Here is a 19939-nt window from a genome sequence, read left to right on the forward strand (position 1 = left end):
TACAAAAATAAAAAAAATTTAAGGAATAACATTAAGAAAACATTAACATTTATTTATTTTATTAACATTTTTTAGCTAATAAATTTACTTAATAGCTTAGTTGTTGAACTATCATGGTTTTTGATGGTTCCGTTTTCTATTTCGCTTAAAATAGAATTGGCCAATTGTTTTCCTAGTTCAACACCCCATTGGTCATAACTATAGATGTTCCAAATAATGCCTTGTACAAAAATTTTGTGTTCATACATGGCTACTAATGCGCCTAAACTTTCTGGAGTTAATTTTTTTATTAATAAAGTATTGGTAGGCTTGTTTCCTTCAAAAACTTTAAATGGGATCAAATGTGCTACTTCGGTTTCTGTTTTACCTTGAGCTACAAATTCTGAAAGCACTTGTTCACGAGATTTACCTTTTAATAAGGCTTCAGTTTGCGCAAAAAAGTTAGACATTAATTTGTTATGATGGTCTTTTTCACCATAAAGCGGTTCAATAAAACCAATAAAATCTGTTGGAATTAGTTTTGTTCCTTGATGAATTAATTGAAAAAACGCGTGTTGCGAATTGGTTCCTGGCTCGCCCCAAACAATCGTTCCTGTTTGGTAATTTACAGGTTTTCCGTTTCTAGCAATAGATTTTCCGTTGCTTTCCATGATACCTTGTTGTAAATAAGGCGCCAATTTTTGTAAATATTGCGTATAAGGAATCAATGCTTCGGTTTCGGCGCCAAAGAAATTATTATGCCAAATACTTAACAACGCTAAAACTACTGGAATGTTATTTTCAAAAGGCGTATTTGCAAAATGCACATCCATTTTATTCGCCCCTTTTAATAATTGATTAAAATTTTCGTATCCAACGGCTAAACTAATAGTTAAACCAACGGCACTCCATAATGAAAATCTGCCGCCAACCCAATCCCACATTGGAAAAATGTTTTCGGGAGCGATACCAAAGTTGGTTACGTTTTGCAAATTAGTGGAAACGGCTACAAAATGTTTAGCAATATCTTTTTCTGTAGCCTGTTGCAAAAACCATTTTTTTACAGTTTCCGAATTGGTTAAGGTTTCCTGAGTAGTAAATGTTTTAGAAACGATAACGAATAAAGTAGTTTTTGGATTTAATTTTTTTAGTATTTCTTGTACATGGTCGCCATCTACATTAGAAATAAAGTGGGTGTTTAAATCATTTTTATAAAATTGTAAGGCTTCCACAATCATTGCAGGACCTAGATCCGAACCACCAATTCCAATATTCACCACATCAGTAAATGATTTTCCAGAATATCCTTTTGCTTCTCCAGAAACAATTTTATTTGTAAACTCTTTTATTTTATTTTTCGTGTCATAAATTTCAGGCATTACGTTTTCGCCTTCAAACAAAACCACATCGTTTTCATTGGCACGTAATGCCGTGTGAAGCACTGCTCTGTTTTCGGTTTCGTTTATTTTTTCTCCCGAGAAATATTTTGAAATGGCGTCTTTTAATCCTACTTCATTGGCCAACTCAATAAGTAAGTTTAGGGTTTCTTTCGTCCAATTATTTTTAGAAAAATCCACATAAAAATCATGCCATTCAATATTGAATTTTTCTGCTCGTTTGGCATCATTTTGAAACAAATCTTGAATAGAATGTTGTTCAATTTCTGAAAAATGAGTTTTTAATTTTTGCCAAGCAATTGTTTCTGTTGGATTGATATGTTGTAATTTCATAATAAAATTGTTTATTCTTTAAATGTTTTTGTGGTGGTTTCGTCTAATTCTTTTTTTAGCGGTGCAATGGCAGCTAAATATTTTGTTTTTTGTTTTTTTGTCATGGGTTCCGAAGTAGGCAATTTTAACCGCAAAGGATCTACTTGTACTCCATTTTTCCAAAAACGATAACACACATGCGGACCAGTTGATAAACCAGTGCTTCCAACTTTTCCAATGACTTGTCCTTGCGTTACAGATTGTCCTCTACGGACTAAAATTTTCGACATGTGCAGGTATTGTGTGGCGTATTTTCCGTTGTGTTTTACTTTCACAAAATTTCCGTTTCCGGAAGTGTATCCCGTGGCTTCTACAACTCCAGAAGCGGTTGTTTTTATTGGCGTTCCGTGAGGCGCGGCATAATCCGTTCCGTTATGTGCTTTCCAAGTAAATTGTACCGGATGAAACCGTCTGGTTGTAAATTTTGAGGTTAATTTGAAAAAGGACAAAGGGGCTTTTAAAAACATACTTTTTGCTCCCGAAGCCTTTTCGTCATAATATTCAACTTTTTTTTGGTTTTCATTTAATTTATAAGGGAAAGCGTATATTTTTTTTCCTTTGTATTCAAAATAAGACGCTTCTACTTCATCTACTCCTAAATATTCCCCGTTTTCAAAATATTTTTCTTTGATGGAAACGGCAAACTTATCCCCTTTTTTTAGCTTAAAAAAGTCAATGGAATATTTATAAATTTGTGCCAATTCGTTTGCTAAATCAGCACTAATGCCTTTTCTAGATAAGGTTTCTGATAACGATCCGTCCAACTCTGCTGCAATAGTTCTTCTTTTTACAATGGTAGGACGTTTTTTAATTATTACACGGATAGAGTCTCTTAAATCGACTACCAAAAAGCTAGTTTTGTCTTGCACATAAACCAAAGCTTTTAAGTTTTTCTTATTTTTTTTGTCGGAAAAAGTCAAAAAAGTTTTACCCGCTCGGATGGTTTTTATATTGAAAGAGTCTTTTATTTTTTCTGTAACATCAAATGTTTTTATACTATCGGGTAGCGTATACGCTTCTAAAATTGTGCTAAAAGTATCGCCAGATTGTAAGGTGTCTTCTACCACAGAAAAATCATTAAAAGTAAATCCGTATTTTTTAATTATGGGGATTTTTTTAGCGATTTTATCTGCCGTTTTTTTGTCATTTTCATTGTTATGACAAGAAAACGTGAGTAGTAATATAGCGTATAAGATGTACTTCAAATCTTGGTTTTTAATTATTCTCCCCAGTTTTTTAATTCTTCAACGCTCCAAAGTTCTGGAAAGAAAATTCTTTTTTGGTATTTTGGCAGCATGTATTTTTTCCAATCACTTCCGCCGGTAGCTTCATGATTTCCTGGAACGCTTTCAATATATTTTTTTGCAGCATTAAAATGTCCCATTACCCAAGTAATATTTACAGTTTTGTCATAATGACGCATAGCGGCTATTAATTCTGGGTTTTTTTGATCGTTTTCTGGTAATTGTTTAAATTTTTGCCAAAGATTTATGGTGTTGTATTCTTCCATAAAAGATAAAAATTCTTTTTTATATTTTCGTTCAAATTCGCTTAACAAATATGATTTTTCTCCTGTTTGATGATCTTTTCCTGCGGCTTGCCAATATAAATGTTCTAAAGCGTGTGTGTAAGATGTGTCTCTGTCAATAGTTGCTCTAAAACGTAAATCGATTAAATTAATCAAATCTGTTGATGCAAATTCAATCATTCTGTATTGGGCACTTTGAAAACCACTTGCAGGCGTTAAGGTGTTTCTAAATTTTAAATATTGTTCGGGTTCCATGCCTTCTTTCATGATATCAAAAGAAGTGGTTAACATATCAAAATAACGGCTAATTCTATTTAATCTTTCTGTGAAAAATTCGGTACTTGGCGCGGTATTATGACACACTTGATCCATTTCCCAAAGTATCATTTTAAATAATAATTCATTTACTTGATGATACATGATAAACACCATTTCATCTGGTAAAGTAGAACGTTGAATTTGTAAATTTAAAAGCGCATCGGTTTGAATATAATCCCAATAAGTAATTGGTTTTGCCCAAAGCAATCCTTCTAAATGAGTTTCTGTTTTTTGATTTATTTTTTCGAACTTTTCATCTAATTGTTCGATTTTTGTTGAAATAGTTTCTTGCAAAATAAGTATTATTTAAAATTTATCGGATGTTTCAATCCTTTGTATTGATCAATGTCTGCTTTTATAGAACCAACTGCTAAACTGGCCTTTACTCTGATGGGAATTTTGTTATCATCGTCCGATATCCAAACCGTAAGACTTTCTTCTTCCTTAAAAACACGCCCTGCTTGAACTAATGGTTTAAAAATCATGCAGTTTATTTCTCCAAATTTAGAGTTTATATTTTCTTTACCAACAAATTTTAGTTTAAATTTTGTAGTTTCTTCATCAAAAAACATATCTATTGTTATGGACTCGCCCACAGCTAACTTATCAATCTTAGGGTGGTTTCTTAGGTAATAGAAAGAAGAAACGATATCTTGAATATCTTCAGGGACATTAAATGTTTTTTCAGTTTTATTCTTGAAGTCTTTTACTAAAACGGTATTGTTGTTTTGGTTGAAATAGCCTTGTTGATTTTTTGTGTAACCACCTTCGTTTATGTTTCTAATAAACACATAAGGTTTGTTGGTTTCTTTGTTAAAGTAACTTTCATAGTTGTCCATTACTTTAAACATTATTTTTGTCATACCAGTTGTGTATCCTTTTCCAACAACATGGTGCATTTTTTTACCGTTTAGTTCGGCATCTTTAACTTCTAAAGTGGCATAACCAGCATTTATTATTCCGTAATGTATTTTTAATTTGAAAAATTCACCAATGGTATAAGCATCTATTTCCTCAGTATTAAAAGAGTTGAAGAGTACAAACACCGTTAAAAGTAAAATTATTCTTTTCATTTTATAAGGTTTTCTTTGCAGCATACAATTATTGTTCCAAAGTTACAAAAAACAAAAAACCCAGTCAAATGAATTAACTGAGTTTTTATGTTTAACCAACCAAAAAACTATAAATTATGAAAACTTATACACAATATGAGTCTACTACCTCTCAAATGCCCTGCAAAGATATGTTAAGGTTTTATGTTTTATTTAATTAAAAATCAAGTTTAACACTTTTAACAGAAAAAAACACAAGAAAAGCGGTTAAAATTTAACAAAACCAAAAAATAACCAACTTTTTTTAAGTATTTGATAATATTGTTATTAACTAATAGGTTTTTATAATGTTCCTCTTTTGGCTTGTTCTCTTTCGATAGACTCAAAAAGCGCTTTAAAGTTTCCTGCTCCAAAACCTCTAGCTCCCATTCTTTGAATAACTTCGAAGAAAAGAGTAGGTCGGTCTTCAATTGGTTTGGTAAAAATTTGTAACAAATACCCTTCTTCATCCGCATCAATCATAATACCTAATTTTTGAAGTTCGTTGATGTCTTCTTTAAATTTCGACATGTGATCTTTCAATCTTTCTGGAATGGCATCATAATAAGCTTGTGGCGGTGTGCTTAAAAATTCAATTCCACGAGAACGCATATCAGCAACTGTTGTAATAATATCATCCGTAGCAACTGCAATATGTTGCACGCCTTCGCCTTCATAGAAATCTAAATATTCTTCAATTTGAGAACGTTTTTTTCCTTCAGCGGGTTCGTTAATTGGAAATTTAATTCTTCCATTGCCATTACTCATTACTTTCGACATCAATGCCGAATAATCTGTAGTAATTTGTTTGTCGTCAAAAGAAAGAAAATTAACAAATCCCATTACATCTTCAAACCATTTTACAGCTTCATTCATTCTGTTCCAGCCCGTATTTCCAACCATGTGGTCAATAAACTTTAAACCAACTGGTTTTGGATTATAATCAGATTTCCATTCTTGATAACCAGGCATGAAAATTCCGTTGTAATTTTTTCGTTCTACAAAAACAAACACCGTTTCTCCATAGGCACCATAAATTCCTGCACGAACTACTTCGCCATCTTCGTCTTTTTCAACAACTGGCTCAAAATAAGATTTTGCTCCACGTTTTGTGGTTTCTTCAAATGATTTTCTGGCATCTTCTACCCAAAGTGCGATAACTTTTACACCATCACCATGTTTTTTTACGTGTTCGCCAATGGGTGAATTGCTGTTTAAAGCCGTTGTTAATACTAAACGTATTTTGTCTTGTTTCAATACATAAGACGCTCTGTCTCTTACGCCAGTTTCTAATCCGGCATAAGCCAATGATTGAAAACCGAAAGCTGTTTTGTAAAAATGAGCAGCTTGTTTAGCATTACCCACATAAATTTCCACGTAATCTGTTCCTAATAAAGGCAAGAAATCTTGTGCGCCTTCAAATATTTTTTCTAAGCCGTATTCGACTGATTTTAAATCTTTCATATTAATTTGTGATTTTAATAATTAGCGAATAGAAAATTGGTTTGTACTTGCTAATTTCTATGTTCGTATATTATTTTTCGTTGTGCTTATTATTTTGTTTAACATTTTTATTATTCCATTTAATTTATCAATTAACCCTTCCGGATTAGGATAATTTTCTAAATTTTCACACAGAAAAAGCCAGTATTCTGTTTCGTCAGCTTCTTTTAATGAAACTTTAAGTTTGTGAACAAAATCAGCTTTGCTTTCTGCATTTTGAGCTTCTTTGATATTTGCACCAACAGATGTTCCAGAACGAACTAATTGTTTTGCTATTATATATTTTCTTTTTTCATCAAGCAATTCGGCATATTTTATTACCATTAACGCAAACTCAAAAGATTCTTTCAAGATAGGGTTGTTTTGATATTTTGAACTGTTTGTGAATTTCATTTAAAAAATTAGTTAATAAACGGTTTAGTTAATTATCGAATTAAATCATTCGCTAATTCGCTCAATTATAAATTCGCTAATTATTCCACCCAAGATTTATAATATTTCCCATCATCTAATCCCATTGCAGCTTCTGTAACCATTAATGGACGGAACGTGTCAACCATAACTGCTAATTCTTTAGTTTCGGTATGGCCAATGCTTCTTTCCATAGCGCCTGGTGCTGGTCCGTGAGGAATTCCTTTTGGATGTAAAGTGATGTGACCTTGTTCGATGTTGTTTCTACTCATGAAATCCCCATCAACATAATACAACACTTCATCAGAATCAATATTGCTATGATTATATGGAGCAGGTATTGATTTTGGATGATAATCGTATAATCTTGGCACAAAAGAACATACTACAAATGTTGCTGTTTCAAAAGTTTGGTGAATAGGTGGCGGCAAATGTACACGACCTGTAATGGGTTCAAAATTGTGAATTGAAAATCCGTACGGAAAATTGTAACCGTCCCAACCGATAACATCAAAAGGATGAGTGGCATAAACCACTTCGTGCATCATACCTTCTTTTTTGATTTTGATTAAGAAATCACCTTTTTCGTCATGCGTTTCTATTTCAGAGGGTAATTTAAAATCCCTTTCACAAAATGGCGCATGTTCTAAATGCTGCCCGGAATCATTTTTATATCTTTTTGGGGTATAAAAAGGTGTATAAGATTCTACATAAAATAAGCGATTGTCTTCAGAATTGAAATCAATTTGATAAATCATTCCGCGTGGAATAATTAAGTAATCGCCATATTCAAAATCTATATTTCCCATCATGGTTCTAAGTTTTCCAGAACCTTTATGGATAAATATCATTTCGTCTGCATCGGCGTTTTTATAAAAATAATTACGCAATGATTTTTTTGGTGCAGCTAATCCGATAATACAATCTTTATTAACAAGCATATCTTTTCTGCTTTCTAAAAAATCGTCGGCGGGTTGTAATTCAAAACCTTTTAATAATAGTGATTTTATGTTTTTACCAATGGCTATTTTTGGTTCAACAGAATAAGATTTGGTAATTTCTTTAACCTGTGTTGGTCTATGAACATGGTATAATAGTGAAGAATGTCCATGAAAACCTTCAGTACCAAAAAGTTGTTCGTAGTATAACCCGCCGTTTGGGTTTTCAAACTGGATATGTCGTTTGTGAGGGATTTCTCCTAATTTATGATATATTGGCATTTTTTTTTAATTAGATAATTAGACAATAAAATAATTAGTTAATTTGCAAATTACATATTATATAATTAGCACATAAAACTACTCACTCAGGATTTCTCTTGATGAGGAATTTTAAGTGGGCTAATAATCCGTTCCAGTTTTCCATATCACAAATGTCGGAAAAATATATTATAAAAAAAAACGACTTCAATTGAAGTCGTTTTTAATATTATTCTTGTTTGTTATTTAGTTTTGAATTTCGTTTACCGTATAAGAAATATACTAAAACTCCAATTGCTAACCATCCTAAAGATAGTAATTGTGCGTCATGACTTAAGTTAAACATTAAATAGGTATTAATTAAAATACCACAAACTGCAATTACTGGTAAAGCAGGAACTTTAAAAGTACGCTCTAAACCTGGTTGTTTTACTCTTAAAATCCAAACTGCAATACAAACCATAGTGAAGGCAAATAAAGTACCAAAACTGGTCATATCGGCTAATTTGTTAATAGGGGTAAAGGCGGCTACAACAGCAATAAATCCTCCTAATATCATTAAGTTGTTTTTTGGTGTTCCAGATAATGGATTAATTTTTGAGAAAACAGAAGGAATTAATCCATCTTTAGACATTCCTAAGAAAATTCTAGATTGTCCCATAATCATTACCATTAATACTGAAATTAAACCAATAGTTGCAGCAATAGTTATTATGTAACCCGCCCAAGCTTGTCCAGCGATATCAAAAGCGTAAGCTACTGGAGCTTTAATTGCTTCAGGATATTTTCCAAGCGGATTGAAGTCTTGGTAGCTCATCATTCCAGTTAATACTAATGACACTAATATATAAAGTACCGTACAAACTAATAACGATGCGATAATTGCAAAAGGCACATCTTTTTTGGGATTAATAGCTTCACCTGCTTGAGTTGAAACCGCATCGAAACCTACATAAGCAAAGAAAATTGCAGCAGCTCCAGAAACAACCCCACCAAAACCATAAGCTTGATGTGTTCCCGCTTTGTCAACTATCTGAGTTGCTTCAGGAATAAAAGGGGTCCAGTTATCCACATTAATAAAGAATGCACCGGCAACAATTACAAATATAACGGCAGAAACTTTTAAAATTACAATGAAATTATTTGCTGTAGCGGCACTTTTAGTTCCTTTAATAAGGATTGAAATCACAAAAAGAACGATTAAAAGTGCTGGTAAATTCATAGAAAACCCTTCACCAGTATAACTTGCAGGATCTGTAGTTAGCCAATCGGGTAGTTTTATACCAAACATTTTGAGCATTTTGTTAAAATATCCAGACCAAGAAACAGCTACCGTCATGGAGCCCATGGCATATTCTAAAATTAATCCCCAACCAATAATCCATGCAAAAACTTCACCAATTGTACCGTATGCATACGCATAAGCAGAACCTTCTACAGGTAAAATTGAAGCAAATTCAGAATAACATAAAGCGGCAAATACACATGCGATACCCGCAATAATAAAAGAAATGGCTAATGCTGGTCCAGCGTGATAGTAAGCTCCTGTTCCTGTAAGTACAAAAATACCTCCACCAATAATTGCTCCAATACCAATGGCTGTTAAGCTCCATTTACCTAAAACTCTTTTTAACTCACTTTTTTTCATATCAGCCTCAAAGGCGGATACAGGTTTAACTCTCCAAATAGACATAAAGAAATAATTTTTTAGTTGCTTCAAATATAGGATATTTTCAATTAAATATCCAAATCAAAAAAAATATTTAAAAAACGAATCCTAAATTCACCCAAAAAGCGGAAAAATTGGATTCAGGAGACCAAGTATATTTCATTTCAATTGGCCCTATTAATGTTTCTAATCCGTAACCCAATCCAAATCCGGTATTTGAGGGTTTGTTAAACCATGTTTTTGTGGCATTAAAAATAAAATCGCCCACAATTGAAGCGTTATAGGTTAAGTTAATGTGATTTTTTTTGTAAAATTCGTAATCAAAAGTCGCACTACTTTTAATATAGGAATTTCCACTTATACTTAAAAAATCATATCCGTAAAAAGGGATGATATTAGCACTGTCTTTGAATCCAGTTCCTCCTAAAGCAAAATCAAAATAGGGCAATGTAGAATGACCTATTTTAAAACCAATTTCGTTTTTAAAGACTACAGAGAAGTTTTTTATTGGAGCAACAGCAATTCCTAAATCTGTTTTAGAGATAGAAAATTTTGAAAATTGATTGTTATAATCTGACGAACTAAAATAATAATTAAAGTTACTCTTTAAATACCAACCTTTTTTCGGAAAATATTTATCATCAAAAGTATCATAATTAAGAAAACCAACTAACGAAAAATAGTTACTGTTTTCGATTACTTTATTGGCTTTTGACAAATTTTCTGATTTTAAAAAGAGGTTTTGAAATTCTAATCCGCCACCGATATTAAATTTTCTTAAGAAAATAGTTTGTAGAAACACTTTGGTGTTGACACTTGAATAATCTAAATTTATCTTATCAAACGCGTTGCTTAGATAACTTTGAATTCCAAATGCTGTATTTACATTTTTATTAAAATTATTTAAACTGGAGTTAATTCCGAAGCTAAAATTATAACCATTATCTATCAAGTAATTGAAATCATACCTGAAATTATCGCCTAAAATTAAATCTAAAGAAACCATGTCGTTTTTTGAGATTATTTTTTTTTGAGAGATATTAATTAATGCGGCACTTTTATACAATTCATCATAATGAAGTGCGAATTTTAAATAAGTATTTATCTTATTTTCCCTTAAACTAATAAAAATATCTTTTTCGTTAAATTGATATTTTAATGAACTAAAGTTTTGTGTGTTGCTTAAATTTTGAATACCGTTTTGAAAATCTTCAAAGCTTACTTTTGAGTTGGGTTTAAATCTTAATTTTCCTAAAACATAAGCGCGGGTATAATTTTTTAATTCTGTAAAAGCAATATTTCCGATAAAAATGGAATCTTTAACAAGCTTTAACTTAGGTTTTTGATATGCTTTGTTTTCAAATTTTAGTAATTCTGATAAAAAATTTCTCGTAGCATACTCCCCATTTTGAATGATTTTTTTTCCATTTTCGAAGGATAGAACAGAATACCCTTTTATTTCAGGTTTGATATAAATATTAGTAAGTTGGCGCTTACTTTTCATTTGAGATTGTGTATAGAAATTAGAAATTTGTCCAAAAATAGTAGTAATACCTTGCAACTCATTTCGGTCTTTCAATTCCTCTTGTACATCAACACCTATAATAAATTCGGCACCCAATTCTTTAAGTCTTTCAATAGGATAATTATTTGTAACACCGCCATCAACTAATAGTTTTCCTTCAATTTCAATGGGATAAAAAATACTTGGAACAGAACTACTTGCTATTAATGCTTGTGGAAAAATTCCTTTATTTAATAAGATTTCTTCGCCAGTTTCGATATCTGTAGCCATACAGAAAAACGGAATTGGCAATTTTTTAAAATCTCGTGTGTTTCTAACGTGATAAGTTATTTTTGATAAAAAATTGTAATTGTAAAACCCTTTTGAAAGGGCATTTGGCGTTTCGAGCTTTAATTTTTTAAAGGGTAGAGACAAAGCATAAATATCATCATTTCTTTTATTGAAAAGTAACTTAGATTTTCGGGGGATGTTATCTTGTACTAAATCGTCAAATTCTAATGTTTTAAATATAGAATCTAATTGTTTACCTGTATATCCAGAAGCGTATAATCCACCTACAATAGCGCCCATACTGGTACCTCCAATGTAATCTATTTTTATACCTAAAGAATCAATTACTTTTAGAACACCAATATGTGACAATCCTTTTGCGCCTCCACCAGAAAGCACCAATCCTATTTTAGGCTTTTGGATACTGTCTTGAGCAATTGTGTAAGCAGGCAAAAGTAAGCAGGCAAAAGTAAAAAGTATAAAACAAGAAAATGTACCACGAATGTGATTCACTTTGCTTTTTTTACTTTTTACTTGTTTCTTTATCACGAGTTATTCTTTTTTGTAAAAGTCGGAAATTTTTTTTGCTTTTGAAAGGCCAATTACTGAAGAAATTTCAGATTCAGTTGCTTCTTTTACTCTTTTTACGCTTTTAAAGTGCGAAATTAAGGCTATCATAGTTTTTTCTCCAATGCCAGGAATACTTTCTACGGAAGAATTTAATGCCGATTTACTTCTTTTGTCGCGATGATGAGTAATTCCGAAGCGGTGCGCTTCGTTTCGTAATTGTTGAATAATTTTTAGCGTTTCCGATTTTTTATCCAAATATAAAGGAATAGGATCGTCCGGATAAAACAATTCTTCTAATCGTTTTGCAATACCAATAATGGCGATTTTACCACGCAAACCTAAATCTTCTAAACTTTTTAATGCAGATGATAATTGCCCTTTTCCTCCATCAATAATAATAAGTTGGGGTAACGATTCATTTTCGTCTAGTAATCTTTTATATCTTCTATACACTACTTCTTCCATTGAAGCAAAATCATTTGGGCCTTCAACGGTTTTAATATTGAAATGTCTGTAGTCTTTTTTACTGGCTTTTCCATCTTTAAATACCACACATGCTGCTACTGGATTTGTTCCTTGAATATTAGAGTTGTCAAAACATTCAATATGTCTAGGTTCCATAGAAAGGCGTAAATCCTTTTGCATTTGCGCCATAATTCTGTTGGTATGCCGCTCTGGATCTACAATTTTAATTTGTTTTAATTGGTCGAATCTGTAATATTTTGCATTGCGTTCAGATAAGTTTAAAATCTCTTTTTTATCTCCTAATTTAGGAACAGTAATTCTGATTTTATCCCCTAAATCAACTTCAAAAGGCACTATAATTTCTGTTGAAGTTAAAAAGAAACGCGCCCTGATTTCTACAATTGCTAATTCTAATAATTCTTGATTGGTTTCATCTAATTTTTTCTTTAACTCTAAAGTGTGCGAGCGAATTATAGCTCCGTGAGAAATCTGTAAAAAATTAACATACGCCATCGTTTCGTCTGAAATAATGGAAAACACATCAATATTGGTAATTTTAGGATTTATTATTGTTGATTTCGCTTGATAGTTTTCTAAAACTTCAATTTTATCTTTAATTTTTTGGGCTTCTTCAAACTTCATTTCTGAGGCCAAATGTTGCATGTGATTTTTGAAATCTTTTAGACTTTCTTTGAAATTTCCTTTTAAAATTTCTCGTATAGCCGTAATTTGTTTTTGGTAATTTTCTTGCGTTTCGTATCCTTCACAGCCGCCCTTACAATTTCCAATATGGTATTCTAAACATACTTTATATTTTTCTGCTCGGATGTTTGATAGCGATAAATCAAAATTACAAGTTCGTAAAGAATATAATTCTCTAATTAATTCTAATAACGTGTTTACGGTTTTAAAACTGGTGTAGGGCCCAAAATATTCCGAGCCGTCTTTTATCATTTTCCGAGTAGAAAATACCCTCGAGAACGTTTCTTTTTTAATACAAATCCAAGGATAGGTTTTATCATCACGAAGCAGAACATTGTATCTGGGCTGTAGTGTTTTAATAAGACTGTTTTCTAACAATAACGCATCGGTTTCTGTAGGAACAACAATATGTTTAATAGTAACAATTTTTTTTACAAGCACAGAGGTTTTGTAATTCTCGTGGTTTTTTGTAAAATAGGATTGCACCCGTTTTTTTAAATTTTTTGCTTTCCCAACATACAAAATCTTATTTTCTTTGTCATAATACTGGTATACACCAGGATTTTCAGGTAAGGTTTGAATTTGTAGTTCTAGTGGTGTCATTTTTAGTATGCAGTGTTCAGTTTTTAGTATTCAGTAATTTAACTTGAGAAAGCCTCACAAAAATAGCGAAAAACAATTGGATTTAGCATAAAGTAATTTTTTATTACTTTAGCCAAAAAGTAAAACACGTAATGCACAAGGAAATTACTATTTTTAACGAAACTATTTTGCCAGGAAAAAGTAAAACCATCAATATGCAAATTGGGAAATTGCATACGATGACCGATTTACACATTCCAATTATTGTAGAAAGAAGTAATAAAGAAGGTCCGGTAGTGTTGTTAACTGCTGGTTTACATGGCGACGAGATTAACGGAACTGAAATTGTAAGGGAATTAATTGTAAAAAAAATTAACAAACCAAAACGAGGTACTATTATCTGTATTCCTGTAATTAATATTTTTGGATTTGTCAATCAAACTAGAGAATTTCCAGATGGTAGAGATTTAAACCGAATTTTTCCTGGAAGCAAAACAGGCTCTTTAGCGAGTCAATTTGCTTATTATATTTTAAAAGAAATTATACCAAATATAGATTATGCAATAGATTTTCATGCTGGTGGCGCCCAAAGATTTAATGCGCCACAAATACGAATTGTTCCTAATAACGATGAGTTAAAAACACTTTCAGATGTATTTGGTGCTCCGTTTACATTATATTCTAATAATATTTCTGGTTCGTTTAGAAGCTCATGTGATAAAATGAATGTAAAAATGTTATTATTTGAAGGAGGAAAATCGGTTGATATTAATAATGCAGTTACTAAAGAAGCTGTAGAAGGAACCAAACGGGTTTTGGCCCATTTTGGGATGCTAAAGACGAAACACGAAATTTCAAAACCGCACCAAACTATATATATTGAAAAGTCGGATTGGATTCGGGCTAATTTTTCTGGGATGTTTCATGGGATAAAACAAATTGGAAGTTTTGTAACAAAAGGCGAATTGTTAGCCACAATTTCAGATCCTTTTGGAAAGGTGAGTCATAAATTAAAAGCACCACATGCAGGCTATTTAATAAATGTAAATGATGCCCCAATTGTTTATCAAGGCGATGCCGTTTTTCATATTTCAAAAACCTTAGAAGATGAATAAGAAAGCGTTACGACAAAAGTATAGCGCATTAAGAGCTAATTTATCAGACCATGAAATAGATGAAATGTCTTTGCTAATTGCTAATCATATCATCCATTTAGATATTTGGCAACACAGTTTTTACCAACTTTTTTTATCTATTGAAAGCAAAAAAGAGGTAAATACAGAATATATTTTGCAAGTTTTGGCTGGAAAAGATAAAAACATTGTCCTTTCCGTAAGTGATTTTTCAACTCAAGAAATGACCCATTTTCTTTTAACAGACACAACCAAAATTAAGAAAAATAACCACGATATTCCCGAACCTGTTGACGGTTTAGAAGTTCCTGTTTCTAAAATTAATGTGGTTTTTGTCCCCTTATTAGCTTTTGATGAAAAAGGGAATAGGGTGGGTTACGGAAAAGGATTTTACGACCAGTTTTTATCAAAATGTAATTCAAAAACACTTAAAATAGGGGTCTCTTTTTATGAGGCTGAAACAATAATTTCTGATACGTCAACCACTGATATTCAATTAGATTATTGTGTAACGCCAACTAAAGTTTACAATTTTTAATATATATTTAAATAGGAATTCCATATATTTTATTATATTTGAAATTATTACTAAAAAAATAAACTATGTTACAATCTATTCATTCTTCATTAGCTTATGCAGTTTTAGCGGTATTAGTTTTAGCTATTATCAATGCTTTTTCAGGGCTATCAGCAAAAAGAAATTTTACTTCAAAAGATAGAAGTATTTCTTTAATTGCGTTAATTTTTAGTCATATACAATTAGTAGTTGGAATCGTGCTTTGGATAGAATCTCCTATAGGAAAAGCAGCTTTAAGCCAAATGTCAAATTCGGCCATGCGATTAACTGCTTTGGAGCATCCTTTAATCAATATCATTGCAATTGTTATAATTACAATTGGTTGGAGCAAACATAAAAAAGAAGAAAGCAGTAATGGGAAGTTTAAAAAAATAGGAATATTTTTTACTATAGGACTGCTATTAATTTTATCAAGAATTCCTTGGACGAATTGGTTGGCATAATTAGTGTCAAATCAATGAAAATATAAAGAGAAGTAAGTGAAAATTTACTTCTTTTTTAATCTTATATTATATGAAGATGAAAAAATTTATATACATATTACCGCTTTTAGTAGTGCTTTTTTTTCAGAAGGAAAACATAAAATTACCGCTTTCTCAAGATAAACCAAAACTAAAAGTTACTGATACAATAAAGAAAAAAGACAGTTTAGCCAAGCCTGTTGAAAAATTAGAAATGTATCATGAATCGGCACACGCTTCCTATTATGCAAATAAATTTAATGGTAGAAGAACCGCAAGCGGAACCAGATTTAATAATAATGACATGACTTGCGCACACCGAAAACTTCCATTTGGCACAAAATTAAAAGTTACAGGTATAAAAACTAAAAAAGTAGTTTACGTTACCGTTACTGATAGAGGGCCATTTCATAAAAACAGACATATTGATTTATCGAGAGCCGCATTTTGGAAAATAAGGCCTTCAAATTATGGCGGACATATTGATGTAAATATTGAGATTGTAAAGAAATAAAAAAATCCTTTTACCAAGTAGTAAAAGAATTTTTGCTTAAATAAGCATTATAATATTTTTCTTCGCCAGTAACTTCTTCCGCTAGCCAATTTGGTTTTTCAAAGGGTTCATTGGCGTCGGAAAGTTCAATTTCAGCAACAATCAATCCTTTATTTTCCCCTTCAAAAATATCAACTTCAAATGTGTGATTTCCTTTTTTGATTATATACCTGGTTTTAACAATTACGCCGGTTTCGCATAATTTTAATAAAGCTTCTGCTTCGTATAACTCAATTTCTTTTTCCCATTCAAAACGTGTAGTACCTGTTTCGTCGCCTTGGCCTTTAATCGTAATAAATCCTTTTTTATCTTTAATTCTGATTCTGACAGTTCGTTCAGGTGTAGAATTTAGATAACCTTGCGCAATTTTTTCAAATTGGACAGCTTCCATCATAAAATCTAAAGATTGGACTAAAAATTTGCGTTCTATTTCTTGCATAATTTTCAAAATATTAAGAATCAAAATTACAATATTTAAATATATAAGTCATATAAGTTTTATCATTCTTTTTGTTTCAAGTTGGTTGAGGTTTTTAAAGCTAGCGTAATTTAAATTGGTAAAAATCTGTGAAATCTGTGTTCGATCAACCGTATTTTTTTCATTACTTTGTTTATCTTATGGAAATCATACAACGAAAAATAATTCACATTGACATGGATGCCTTTTATGCGTCTGTGGAGCAATTGGACAATCCTGATTTAAAAGGGAAACCTGTTGCTGTAGGGGGAAACGAAATTCGTGGTGTAGTAAGTGCCGCTAGTTATGAAGCCAGAAAACATGGTGTCCGAAGCGCAATGAGTGGAGCTCAAGCTGCTCGATTATGTCCTGATTTAATATTTGTAAAACCAAATTTTGAACGATACAAAGAAGTTTCTAAACAAATTAGAAAAATATTTTATGAATATACAGATTTGGTAGAACCACTTTCCCTAGATGAAGCATATTTAGATGTTACGGAAAATAAAAAAGGAAATCTTAGTGCGACATTAATTGCTAAAGAAATCCGACAAAAAATATTTGAAGCAACTGGTTTAACAGCTTCTGCAGGTATTTCTGTAAATAAATTTGTTGCTAAAATTGCTAGTGATTTTAATAAGCCAAACGGACAAAAAACTGTAAATCCGGACGAGGTGGAAGCGTTTATTGAAGTATTAGACGTAAAAAAATTCTACGGAATTGGAAAAGTTACCGCTGAAAAAATGTATCAACTGGGTATTTATTCCGGAACAGATTTAAAATCTAAATCGTTAGAATATCTAGAAAAACACTTTGGAAATAGCGGCAAATCGTACTTTAATTTATCTCGAGGGATAAGTTTTAGTCAAGTTAAATCCAATAGAGAAATGAAATCTGTTGGAGCAGAACGCACTTTTGATAAAAATTTATCTTCGGAAATTTACATGGAAGAACGTTTAAAAAACATTGCGGAAGAAATGGAACGTCGTATTAAAAAATACAAAATAGCAGGAAAAACAATTACTTTAAAAATAAAATATTCTGATTTTTCACAACAAACCAGAAGTAAAACGGTACAGTATTTTATTTCCGATAAAAATTTGATTTTTGAAACCGCAAAAGAATTATTATATCAAGAAAAATTGAAAAATTCTGTACGATTATTGGGGATTTCCTTGAATAATTTAAACACCCATCAGAAAAAATCTGTGGTGTGTCAATTGAAGATTGAGTTTTAGTAAGTTATTCCTAAATTATTCTTTTTCAAAACCGCATAATTAGCCTACATTTGTAGATTATAAAACGAATTAAAACAATTTTAGTTTCAATATTTTATTGATTTTTGAAATTGTTATTGAATTTTGAAATTGAATATGAAACACATTAGAAATTTTTGCATAATTGCACATATTGACCACGGGAAAAGCACTTTAGCTGACCGCCTTTTGGGCGCGACACAGACCGTTACTGCTAGAGAAGAAAAAGCGCAATTGTTAGATAATATGGATTTGGAGCGCGAGCGTGGGATTACCATTAAAAGTCACGCGATTCAAATGGAATATACGTACCAAGGCGTGGAATATATTTTAAATTTAATTGACACACCGGGTCACGTAGATTTTTCTTACGAAGTGTCTCGAAGTATTGCCGCCTGCGAAGGCGCTTTATTAATTGTTGATGCCGCACAAAGCATTCAAGCACAAACCATTTCTAATTTATATTTAGCTTTAGATAACGACTTGGAAATTATTCCTGTTTTAAATAAAGTAGATTTGCCGTCTGCCAATCCGGAAGAAGTTTCAGATGATATTATCGATTTATTAGGATGCAAATTAGAAGATATTATTCACGCCTCTGGTAAAACAGGGTTTGGGGTAGAAAATATTTTAGCAGCCATTATTGAAAAAATTCCACATCCAAAAGGCACTAAAGACGAACCTTTACAAGCTTTGATTTTTGACTCACATTATAATCCTTTTAGAGGAATTGAAGTAATTTTTCGTGTTGTAAACGGTGAAATTAAAAAAGGGCAGAAAATTAAATTCATGGCAACCGGTAAAGAATATTTTGCCGATGAGGTGGGGACTTTAAAATTAAATCAGGTTCCAAAAAATGTAATTTCTACAGGAGATGTGGGCTATTTAATTTCTGGAATAAAAGAAGCAAAAGAAGTAAAAGTTGGTGATACCGTTACAGATGCAAAGGAGCCCACAACCAATATGATTAACGGTTTTGAAGACGTTAAACCAATGGTTTTTGCCGGAATTTATCCTGTAGACACAGAAGATTATGAAGATTTACGTTCTTCCATGGAAAAACTACAATTAAACGACGCGTCTTTGGTGTTTTTACCAGAAAGTTCTGCCGCTTTAGGATTTGGTTTCCGATGCGGATTCTTAGGAATGTTACATATGGAAATTATTCAAGAACGATTAGAACGGGAGTTTGATATGACCGTTATTACAACGGTACCTAACGTTTCGTATTTGGCTTATACAAAGAAAGAACCAGAAGTTGGTTTTATAATCAATAATCCATCAGATTTACCAGAGCCAAGTAAGCTTGACCGCGTTGAAGAACCATTTATTAAAGCAACTATCATTACAAAATCAGATTATGTTGGAAATGTAATGAGTTTGTGTATTGAAAAGCGAGGTTTAATTACCAATCAAACTTACCTAACAACCGAACGTGTAGAATTAAATTTTGATATGCCATTAGCAGAAATAGTATTTGATTTCTACGACCGATTAAAAACAGTTTCTAAAGGATATGCTTCTTTTGATTATCATCCAATAGGAATGAGAACTTCAAAATTAGTAAGACTAGATGTTTTATTAAATGCCACTTCTGTAGATGCACTTTCGGCGCTTATCCATGAAGACAATGCGTACAATATAGGTAAAAAAATGTGCGAAAAATTACGCGAATTAATTCCACGTCAGCAATTTGATATTCCAATTCAAGCAGCTATTGGAGCAAAAATAATTGCACGCGAAACTATAAAAGCACTTCGTAAAGATGTTACTGCAAAATGTTATGGAGGAGATATTTCTCGTAAACGTAAATTACTAGAAAAACAGAAAAAAGGTAAAAAACGAATGCGCCAAGTAGGAAATGTAGAAATTCCACAAGAGGCATTTATGGCCGTTTTAAAGCTTAACGATTAAATAAATA

17 protein-coding genes are annotated in these 19939 nt (G+C 31.8%); 6 read left to right on the top strand and 11 right to left on the bottom strand.

Going from position 1 to position 19939, the window contains the following annotated elements:
• Positions 1 to 71 precede the first annotated feature (71 nt).
• The 10 genes from pgi to uvrC form a co-directional block, all read right to left on the bottom strand.
• Complete coding sequence (gene pgi / locus ACIQ2I_RS00065; RefSeq protein WP_396180395.1) at positions 72 to 1709, bottom strand: glucose-6-phosphate isomerase; 1638 nt, start codon at positions 1707 to 1709, stop codon at positions 72 to 74.
• 11 nt (positions 1710 to 1720) lie between these two features.
• Complete coding sequence (locus ACIQ2I_RS00070; protein WP_396180396.1) at positions 1721 to 2953, bottom strand: peptidoglycan DD-metalloendopeptidase family protein; 1233 nt, start codon at positions 2951 to 2953, stop codon at positions 1721 to 1723.
• Between the two features lie 14 nt (positions 2954 to 2967).
• Entirely contained in the window at positions 2968 to 3888 is a 921-nt protein-coding gene (locus tag ACIQ2I_RS00075) for a tryptophan 2,3-dioxygenase family protein (RefSeq protein ID WP_396180397.1), read from the bottom strand.
• Positions 3889 to 3896: 8 nt separating this feature from the next.
• Positions 3897 to 4667, bottom strand: coding sequence for a DUF3108 domain-containing protein (locus ACIQ2I_RS00080; RefSeq protein WP_396180398.1), 771 nt, complete (start codon positions 4665 to 4667; stop codon positions 3897 to 3899).
• Positions 4668 to 4988: 321 nt separating this feature from the next.
• A complete protein-coding gene (gene hppD / locus ACIQ2I_RS00085) occupies positions 4989 to 6149 on the bottom strand; it encodes a 4-hydroxyphenylpyruvate dioxygenase (RefSeq protein ID WP_396180399.1) in 1161 nt (386 codons plus the stop codon).
• Between the two features lie 57 nt (positions 6150 to 6206).
• Positions 6207 to 6539, bottom strand: coding sequence for a four helix bundle protein (locus ACIQ2I_RS00090; protein WP_396180400.1), 333 nt, complete (start codon positions 6537 to 6539; stop codon positions 6207 to 6209).
• Positions 6540 to 6661: 122 nt separating this feature from the next.
• Positions 6662 to 7819, bottom strand: a complete 1158-nt coding sequence (locus tag ACIQ2I_RS00095) for a homogentisate 1,2-dioxygenase (RefSeq protein ID WP_396180401.1) — start codon at positions 7817 to 7819, stop codon at positions 6662 to 6664.
• Positions 7820 to 8027: 208 nt separating this feature from the next.
• Positions 8028 to 9491, bottom strand: coding sequence for an APC family permease (locus tag ACIQ2I_RS00100; protein WP_396180402.1), 1464 nt, complete (start codon positions 9489 to 9491; stop codon positions 8028 to 8030).
• A 70-nt stretch (positions 9492 to 9561) separates the two neighbouring features.
• Positions 9562 to 11811, bottom strand: coding sequence for a patatin-like phospholipase family protein (locus ACIQ2I_RS00105; RefSeq protein WP_396180403.1), 2250 nt, complete (start codon positions 11809 to 11811; stop codon positions 9562 to 9564).
• Between the two features lie 3 nt (positions 11812 to 11814).
• Complete coding sequence (gene uvrC / locus ACIQ2I_RS00110; protein WP_396180404.1) at positions 11815 to 13602, bottom strand: excinuclease ABC subunit UvrC; 1788 nt, start codon at positions 13600 to 13602, stop codon at positions 11815 to 11817.
• A gap of 131 nt (positions 13603 to 13733) precedes the next feature.
• Here uvrC and ACIQ2I_RS00115 point away from each other — a divergent pair, with 131 nt between their 5' ends.
• The 4 genes from ACIQ2I_RS00115 to ACIQ2I_RS00130 all read left to right on the top strand — a co-directional run bounded on the left by ACIQ2I_RS00115 (position 13734) and on the right by ACIQ2I_RS00130 (position 16266).
• On the top strand, positions 13734 to 14696 hold the full coding sequence (locus ACIQ2I_RS00115; protein WP_396180405.1) for a succinylglutamate desuccinylase/aspartoacylase family protein: 963 nt from the start codon (positions 13734 to 13736) through the stop codon (positions 14694 to 14696).
• Complete coding sequence (locus tag ACIQ2I_RS00120) at positions 14689 to 15252, top strand: 5-formyltetrahydrofolate cyclo-ligase (protein WP_396180406.1); 564 nt, start codon at positions 14689 to 14691, stop codon at positions 15250 to 15252. The genes ACIQ2I_RS00115 and ACIQ2I_RS00120 overlap by 8 nt, the downstream gene beginning before the upstream one ends.
• 65 nt (positions 15253 to 15317) lie before the next feature.
• Positions 15318 to 15734: a hypothetical protein gene (locus ACIQ2I_RS00125; protein WP_396180407.1), complete on the top strand. Its 417-nt coding sequence runs from the start codon at positions 15318 to 15320 to the stop codon at positions 15732 to 15734.
• Positions 15735 to 15810: 76 nt separating this feature from the next.
• Complete coding sequence (locus tag ACIQ2I_RS00130; RefSeq protein ID WP_396180408.1) at positions 15811 to 16266, top strand: septal ring lytic transglycosylase RlpA family protein; 456 nt, start codon at positions 15811 to 15813, stop codon at positions 16264 to 16266.
• A 10-nt stretch (positions 16267 to 16276) separates the two neighbouring features.
• Here ACIQ2I_RS00130 and ACIQ2I_RS00135 read toward each other — a convergent pair whose 3' ends face one another.
• On the bottom strand, positions 16277 to 16744 hold the full coding sequence (locus ACIQ2I_RS00135) for a CYTH domain-containing protein (RefSeq protein WP_396180409.1): 468 nt from the start codon (positions 16742 to 16744) through the stop codon (positions 16277 to 16279).
• A 179-nt stretch (positions 16745 to 16923) separates the two neighbouring features.
• On the opposite strand from ACIQ2I_RS00135, the gene dinB reads away from it, so the two are divergent.
• Together dinB and lepA are read left to right on the top strand one after the other, a co-directional pair.
• Complete coding sequence (dinB, locus tag ACIQ2I_RS00140) at positions 16924 to 18000, top strand: DNA polymerase IV (protein ID WP_396180410.1); 1077 nt, start codon at positions 16924 to 16926, stop codon at positions 17998 to 18000.
• 135 nt (positions 18001 to 18135) lie between these two features.
• Positions 18136 to 19932, top strand: a complete 1797-nt coding sequence (gene lepA / locus ACIQ2I_RS00145; protein WP_396180411.1) for a translation elongation factor 4 — start codon at positions 18136 to 18138, stop codon at positions 19930 to 19932.
• Positions 19933 to 19939 lie beyond the last annotated feature (7 nt).

The sequence above is a fragment of the Flavobacterium sp. genome (assembly GCF_044368995.1).
In the GTDB taxonomy this organism is placed as follows: Bacteria; Bacteroidota; Bacteroidia; order Flavobacteriales; family Flavobacteriaceae; genus Flavobacterium.

Bases quoted from the DNA above. Each gene is read 5' to 3' on its own strand.
- pgi (WP_396180395.1), bottom strand. From the start codon at position 1,709: ATGAAATTACAACATATCAATCCAACAGAAACAATTGCTTGGCAAAAA.
- lepA (WP_396180411.1), top strand. From the start codon at position 18,136: ATGAAACACATTAGAAATTTTTGCATAATTGCACATATTGACCACGGG.
- ACIQ2I_RS00100 (WP_396180402.1), bottom strand. From the start codon at position 9,491: ATGTCTATTTGGAGAGTTAAACCTGTATCCGCCTTTGAGGCTGATATG.
- dinB (WP_396180410.1), top strand. From the start codon at position 16,924: ATGGAAATCATACAACGAAAAATAATTCACATTGACATGGATGCCTTT.
- ACIQ2I_RS00095 (WP_396180401.1), bottom strand. From the start codon at position 7,819: ATGCCAATATATCATAAATTAGGAGAAATCCCTCACAAACGACATATC.
- hppD (WP_396180399.1), bottom strand. From the start codon at position 6,149: ATGAAAGATTTAAAATCAGTCGAATACGGCTTAGAAAAAATATTTGAA.
- ACIQ2I_RS00130 (WP_396180408.1), top strand. From the start codon at position 15,811: ATGAAAAAATTTATATACATATTACCGCTTTTAGTAGTGCTTTTTTTT.
- ACIQ2I_RS00125 (WP_396180407.1), top strand. From the start codon at position 15,318: ATGTTACAATCTATTCATTCTTCATTAGCTTATGCAGTTTTAGCGGTA.
- ACIQ2I_RS00135 (WP_396180409.1), bottom strand. From the start codon at position 16,744: ATGCAAGAAATAGAACGCAAATTTTTAGTCCAATCTTTAGATTTTATG.
- ACIQ2I_RS00115 (WP_396180405.1), top strand. From the start codon at position 13,734: ATGCACAAGGAAATTACTATTTTTAACGAAACTATTTTGCCAGGAAAA.
- ACIQ2I_RS00120 (WP_396180406.1), top strand. From the start codon at position 14,689: ATGAATAAGAAAGCGTTACGACAAAAGTATAGCGCATTAAGAGCTAAT.
- ACIQ2I_RS00080 (WP_396180398.1), bottom strand. From the start codon at position 4,667: ATGAAAAGAATAATTTTACTTTTAACGGTGTTTGTACTCTTCAACTCT.
- uvrC (WP_396180404.1), bottom strand. From the start codon at position 13,602: ATGACACCACTAGAACTACAAATTCAAACCTTACCTGAAAATCCTGGT.